Annotated in this window: 6 protein-coding genes; 4 read left to right on the top strand and 2 right to left on the bottom strand. The window is 70.2% G+C overall.

The window, feature by feature from the left end; all coding sequences use genetic code 11:
- Together VFG33_RS07950 and imuA' are read right to left on the bottom strand one after the other, a co-directional pair.
- Positions 1-1,353 (bottom strand): DNA polymerase Y family protein (locus tag VFG33_RS07950; protein ID WP_325023992.1); only part of this gene is annotated, 1,353 nt, incomplete at its 3' end.
- A complete protein-coding gene (gene imuA', locus VFG33_RS07945; RefSeq protein ID WP_325023991.1) occupies positions 1,353-2,147 on the bottom strand; it encodes a DnaE2-dependent mutagenesis accessory factor ImuA' in 795 nt (264 codons plus the stop codon). The genes VFG33_RS07950 and imuA', both read right to left, overlap by 1 nt.
- A gap of 170 nt (positions 2,148-2,317) precedes the next feature.
- Between imuA' and VFG33_RS07940 the strand changes: the two genes are divergently transcribed.
- From VFG33_RS07940 to VFG33_RS07925, 4 genes are all read left to right on the top strand, one after another.
- A complete protein-coding gene (locus VFG33_RS07940; RefSeq protein WP_325023989.1) occupies positions 2,318-3,082 on the top strand; it encodes an SDR family NAD(P)-dependent oxidoreductase in 765 nt (254 codons plus the stop codon).
- A 27-nt stretch (positions 3,083-3,109) separates the two neighbouring features.
- Positions 3,110-3,997: an aldo/keto reductase gene (locus VFG33_RS07935; protein ID WP_325023987.1), complete on the top strand. Its 888-nt coding sequence runs from the start codon at positions 3,110-3,112 to the stop codon at positions 3,995-3,997.
- A gap of 173 nt (positions 3,998-4,170) precedes the next feature.
- A complete protein-coding gene (locus VFG33_RS07930; protein ID WP_325023984.1) occupies positions 4,171-4,755 on the top strand; it encodes a TetR/AcrR family transcriptional regulator in 585 nt (194 codons plus the stop codon).
- A gap of 49 nt (positions 4,756-4,804) precedes the next feature.
- Positions 4,805-5,269, top strand: coding sequence for a PPOX class F420-dependent oxidoreductase (locus tag VFG33_RS07925; RefSeq protein ID WP_325023982.1), 465 nt, complete (start codon positions 4,805-4,807; stop codon positions 5,267-5,269).
- Positions 5,270-5,345: the final 76 nt, after the last annotated feature.

Below are 5,345 nucleotides of genomic sequence, written 5' to 3'. Positions count from 1 at the left end.
CACCATCGCGGGACGTGGAGTCGGGTAGACCGTGCTCGGCGCCGGCATCGGCCACCGGTCCGCGGTCCCAGAGATCGAGCCCGGCCAGGGCAGCTCCGGCGGGCGGGCCGCCACCGGGCGGTCACCCCACGGGACCAGGGTCTGCCGCTCCGCGAAACCACGGCCGCCGCCGATCACAACGGATGCGACCGCACCGTGCCCGAGCATGCTCTGCACCCGGGACAGCGCCCGGTGGATCCGCTCGTCGGGACCGCCTCCCCACAGACCGTCGACATGGGCGCCGACCGGGTCGGCCTGCTCCGGGATCAGCCGGAGTCTCACCACCGCGGACGTCAGCTCGCTGGTCGCTGTCCCGCTGCCCTGCAACTGCCAGCGGACCCGGTCGACCAGGTCCGCGGCGCTGAACCAGCGCGGGTGCAACCACTCCCGCTCGTGGATCCGGCCGGACTCGGTGCCGACCTCGACCCGCAGCGTGGTGCAGACCAGACCGAGCTCGGTCAGCCGGCCGACGAGCTCGTCCGCGACCGCCCGGACCGCGAACGCGACCTGGTCGACCCGATCCACCGCCGGCTCGAAGTCGAGGGTCCGGGCAAGCTCGGGCGGCACCTTGCGGGCCACCACCGCGCGATCGTCGTCCCCTCGAGCCAGCCGGTGCGCGAACGCGCCGTCCGGGCCGAACCTGGTCAGCACCTCAGTCGCAGGCAGCGCCGCGAAGGCGCCGAGCGAGCGAAGCCCGAGCCGCCGGAGCAGGTCGGTGAGCGCGGGCTGCTCGAGCGTGTCGACGGTGAGCGGCGACAAGAACCCAGCCGATCCTCCCGGTGGGACCACCAGCACCCGCGTCTGAGCCGAGCTCGCCCGGGCGGCCTGCTCCGCGGCGAACGGCCCGTCGGCGACCCCGACCCGGCTGCCCGGCACCTCGAACGTCTCCAGCCGGTCGAGCAGTTTCTCCGCCGCGGCGGGTTCGCTGCCGTAGTACCGGCTCGGGCCGCGGGCCTTCAGCGCGCACATGCCGGGGCGGATCACCTGGATGCCGGGGGTGAGCGCCTCCAGGCAGCTGATCACCGGATCGAAGGCCCGGGCGTCGATCACCGGGTCGTACTTGAGCACCACCAACTCCGGGCACCGCGACTGCGCATCCCGCGCTCGCAGACCACGCCGTACCCCCTCAGCCCGGGCAGCGGCCGAGCTGGCCAGCACCCGCCCCTTCTCCAGTACTGCGACCGCGGCGTCCGGCGGGTGACCCGCGGCCGTGGCGGCGGCCGTCACCGGCCAGTCCGGCACCCAGATCACCATCGTCCGGGTCAGGCTCTGCAACGACGCGGTCCGCGCAGACGCAGTACGGCGAGTGCTCATCAGCCCACCGCCTCCTGCTGCCAGCCCGGCAACTCCTCGACCGGCCGCACCGACTCGACCGGCTGGACCGAGCAGATACTGCCGTCGACGGCAGGAAGCCAGAGCTGGTGCTGTCGCGGGCGCACGGCCGCTCCCCGCCCCGTCACCGCGACCGTCGCCTGCCGGCCGGTGAGATACCCCTCGCCGGAGCCCAGCCCGGTCCAGGAGTTGGCCTGAACCTCCAGTCGAGCTTCACTCCCCGGCCAGGACCCGACCGCGATCAGCAATCCACCGCGAGTGCGCAGCCGGGCCGACAGCCGGGACGCCTCCCCCGATGTCACCTCACCCGGAGGCCGAACCACCACCACGGTCAGGGCGTCCACCAGCGCCGCGACCACGCTGAGCCAGTCCCGCTCCGGATCGGGCACCAGCACCAGCCGCTCCAGGTCGACCCCGAGCCCCCGAGCCGCCTCCGCCCCGAACGAGGGCATCCCGACCACCCCGCACCATGCCCCGTCGGCGGACGGCCCGGCCATCATCGCCATCACCAGCGCGGTGGACCCGCGCACGGAGTACACCGCGCCGCCGCGCAGGGCGGCCCCGGACAAAAGGTCGGAGACGGCAGGCAGAGTAGGCAGCGCCCGATCGGTCCCGGCGGTGTCCAGCGCCTGCTGCACCCTGGTCTCGGTCGTCCGCGGCGCAGGCACGGCCCGCACTGCCGCCTTCTGCTCCTTCGCCCGGGCCAGCAGCGTCCGCGCCTGATCCAGCGCGGTCACCCGCGCGGCCCGCGTCTCGCCTGCCGAAGTCCCCGTCACCCCCCTATGTTCGAACACTTGTTCGACTCATGTCAATTGCCCGGGTGGGTGGTAGCGGCGCAGGTCACCTTGAAACGGAAGACGACTCTCACTAAAGTGAGAGTTGACATCCAGTTCTGCTGGAACCAGGAACCTCCTCACGCGGTGAGGCTTTTGAAAGGAAGATCAGCATGACGAAAGACCTGACGAACAAGGTCGCGCTCGTGACCGGCGGCGGCAGCGGCATCGGACGAGCTGCCGCGCTGTCCTTGGCCGCCCGAGGAGCGACCGTCACCGTCGCCGGACGAACCGAGGCGACGTTGAAGGAAACCGTGGCGCTGATCGAAGCCGAGGGAGGCGTCGGCCGTTACGTGGTCGCCGACGTGCACGACGAGGAGGCGGTCAGGAACGCCGTCACGTTCGCCGCCGAGGGCGGACGGCTCGACTACGCCGTCAACAGCGCCGGTATCGACGGCGGCAACGACGCGTATCCGCTGATCGACCACCCGACAGCGATGCTGGACCAGATGCTGGCGACGAACGTGCGGGGCATGTTCGTCTCGATGAAGTACGAGCTCGAGCTGATGGCAGCCGCCGGTGCCGGCTCGATCGTCAACATCTCCTCCGGCGCCGGACTGACCGGCATCAAGGGCTACTCCGGCTACGCCGCCTCCAAGCACGCCGAGATCGGACTGACCAAGAGCGCCGCGCTCGACTACGCCGACCGCCACGTGCGCGTCAACGCCGTGTGCCCCGGTCTGGTGAACACGCCCCTGATCGCGGACATGATCACCGAGAACCCCTCCCTGCACGAGCAGCTGGTGGCCTCGCACCCGCTGGGCCGCATCGCCGAGCCGCAGGAAATCGCCGACGCGGTCGGGTGGCTCTGCTCGGACAAGTCGAGCTACGTCACCGGCGTGGCACTCGCCATCGACGGCGGCTACACCGCGCGCTGAATCATCCCCGACCTTCAAGAAGGAATCATGAGCACAGACATCACCACCGCCGGCACCGTCACCATCGGCGGGGACCTCACCGTCGGCACCATCGGCTACGGGGCGATGCAGCTGACCGGCCCGAAGACCTGGGGCGAGTACCCCGATCACGACAAGGGCGTCGCACTGCTGCGCGAGGTCATCGCCGAGGGCGTGACGTTCATCGACACCGCCGACGTCTACGGGCCGCACTCCAACGAAGAGCTGATCAAGGAGGCGCTGCACCCCTACCCGGACAACCTCGTCATCGCATCGAAGGGCGGGTTCCTGCGCGGCGGCCCCGAATACAACGACATGGGGGCGACCGGCAACAAGTGGTACCTGCGCCAAGCCGCGTACATGAGCATGCGGCGTCTCGGCGTCGACCAGATCGATCTCTACTACCTGCACACGCCGGCCTTCACCGACACCCCCTTCGAGCAGGCCGTCGAGACGTTGGCCGCCATGAAGCAGGACGGCATGATCCGGCACATCGGCCTGTCCAACGTCAGCGCCGACCAGCTCCTGACCGCCCTGGCGATCACGGACATCGCCGCGGTCACCGTGCACTACAACGTCGCCGTCCGCCTCGGCGCGGCAGTGCGCTCGGTTGCGGAGGACAAGGGCATCGTGTTCTCGCCCTGGCACCCGGGCGCGGTCCCGGGTGGAGAGGAAGGCGCGCCGTTGCACGCCGTCATCGACCCGATCGCCGCGAAGTACGACGCCACCCCGCAGCAGATAGCGCTCGCGTGGCAGCTTCATCGCACGCCCAACACGCTGCCGATTCCCGGCACGACGAGCGTGCAGCACCTGAGGGAGAACCTGGCCGCCGCACGCATCCAGCTCGCCGACGAAGAGGTCGCTGCGATCACCGCACTGGCCCCCGAACAGTCCTGATCGCAACCCCTGTGGCCGCTCAACTCCGGTATCGATTTCGCGTCCGCGGCCGGCCTCGGACGCGAAATCGACCAGGTCGGGGGCGGCCTACAATTGGAAGCCGACTCCCACATTTGTGCAAGCGGCCCCTCAGCTCGCCTCGACAACCCGACGAGAACCGGAGAACAACCTGAATGGCGATGCCCGTGAGCGACCTGCTGGCCACCCGGCGTCCGCACCGCGTCGACGCGGCCCGCAACTTCGACGCGATCCTCGCCGCCGCACGGGCCCTGTTCGCCGAACAGGGAACTGACGTGCTCCTCGCCGACGTCGCCAAGCGCGCAGGCGTCGGAGCCGCCACGCTCTACCGCCACTTCCCGACCCGCGAAGATCTCGCCGAGGCTGTCTACGTCGCCGAGGTCGACGCACTCTGCCGGTACGGCGAAGAGCTCGCCGCCACCCAGCAGCCCTGGGAAGCCCTCGAGGAGTGGATCCGACGGTTCGTCACCTACATGGCGACCAAACGCGCGCTGCTCTCCGCGCTCGACCGCGACTCCGGTGCGTTCCTCGCGTGCAAGGCCGCGCTCTACGAGTCAGGCGGACCGCTCCTGGTCGCCGCGCAGGAGTCCGGCGACGCCCGCCGAGACGTCACCATCGATGACGTCATGCGCTACGTCATCGGCGTCACCAACTCGCCCTTCGGATCCGACGCGCAACGCGATCGCATCCTGCGGCTCGCGATCGACGCCGTCAAACGGCAAGAACCAGCCACGGAGTGAGGTCCTCCCCGGCTGCGGAGATCGGTCCGGCTCTGAAAGAGTGGGAGTCATGCCGAGATCGATTGCCACCAATACCCAGGTCGACACCGAGGCGCTGCTGGAGTTCGTCCGGCCGCGTCACCACATGCTGCTGATCACCACCCGGGCCGACGGTACGCCGCAGGCCTCGCCGGTGTCGGGTGGTGTCGACACGGAGGGACGGATCGTCATCTCGTCCTACCCGGAGCGGGCCAAGAGCGCGAACGTCAGGCGGGACGCGCAGACCAGTGTCGTGGTCCTGTCGGACGACTTCGGCGGCCCGTGGGTCCAGATCGACGGTAGCGGTGAAGTGATCGAGTTGCCGGACGCGGTCGAGCCGCTGGTGGACTACTACCGGTCGATCTCCGGCGAGCACCCGGACTGGGACGAGTACCGCGAGGCGATGCGCACCCAGGGCAAGTGCCTGATCCGCATCACCCCCGAGCGCTGGGGCCCGGTCGCCACCGGCGGCTTCCCCGCCCGCCTGGCCGACTGACTAGCCGTACTGCGACCCGCGGCGGTGACCGGCCGCGGCGCAGTACAGGTCAGTCCTTCTGGTAGCGGCGGGCCAT

This window comes from Kribbella sp. (assembly GCF_035687465.1).
Classification (GTDB): Bacteria; Actinomycetota; Actinomycetes; order Propionibacteriales; family Kribbellaceae; genus Kribbella.
This window is presented reverse-complemented; position numbering and strand designations above follow the sequence as displayed.

Coding starts and splice junctions, on each gene's coding strand:
- VFG33_RS07940 (WP_325023989.1), top strand. CDS start 2,318: ATGACGAAAGACCTGACGAACAAGGTCGCGCTCGTGACCGGCGGCGGC.
- VFG33_RS07935 (WP_325023987.1), top strand. CDS start 3,110: ATGAGCACAGACATCACCACCGCCGGCACCGTCACCATCGGCGGGGAC.
- VFG33_RS07930 (WP_325023984.1), top strand. CDS start 4,171: ATGGCGATGCCCGTGAGCGACCTGCTGGCCACCCGGCGTCCGCACCGC.
- VFG33_RS07925 (WP_325023982.1), top strand. CDS start 4,805: ATGCCGAGATCGATTGCCACCAATACCCAGGTCGACACCGAGGCGCTG.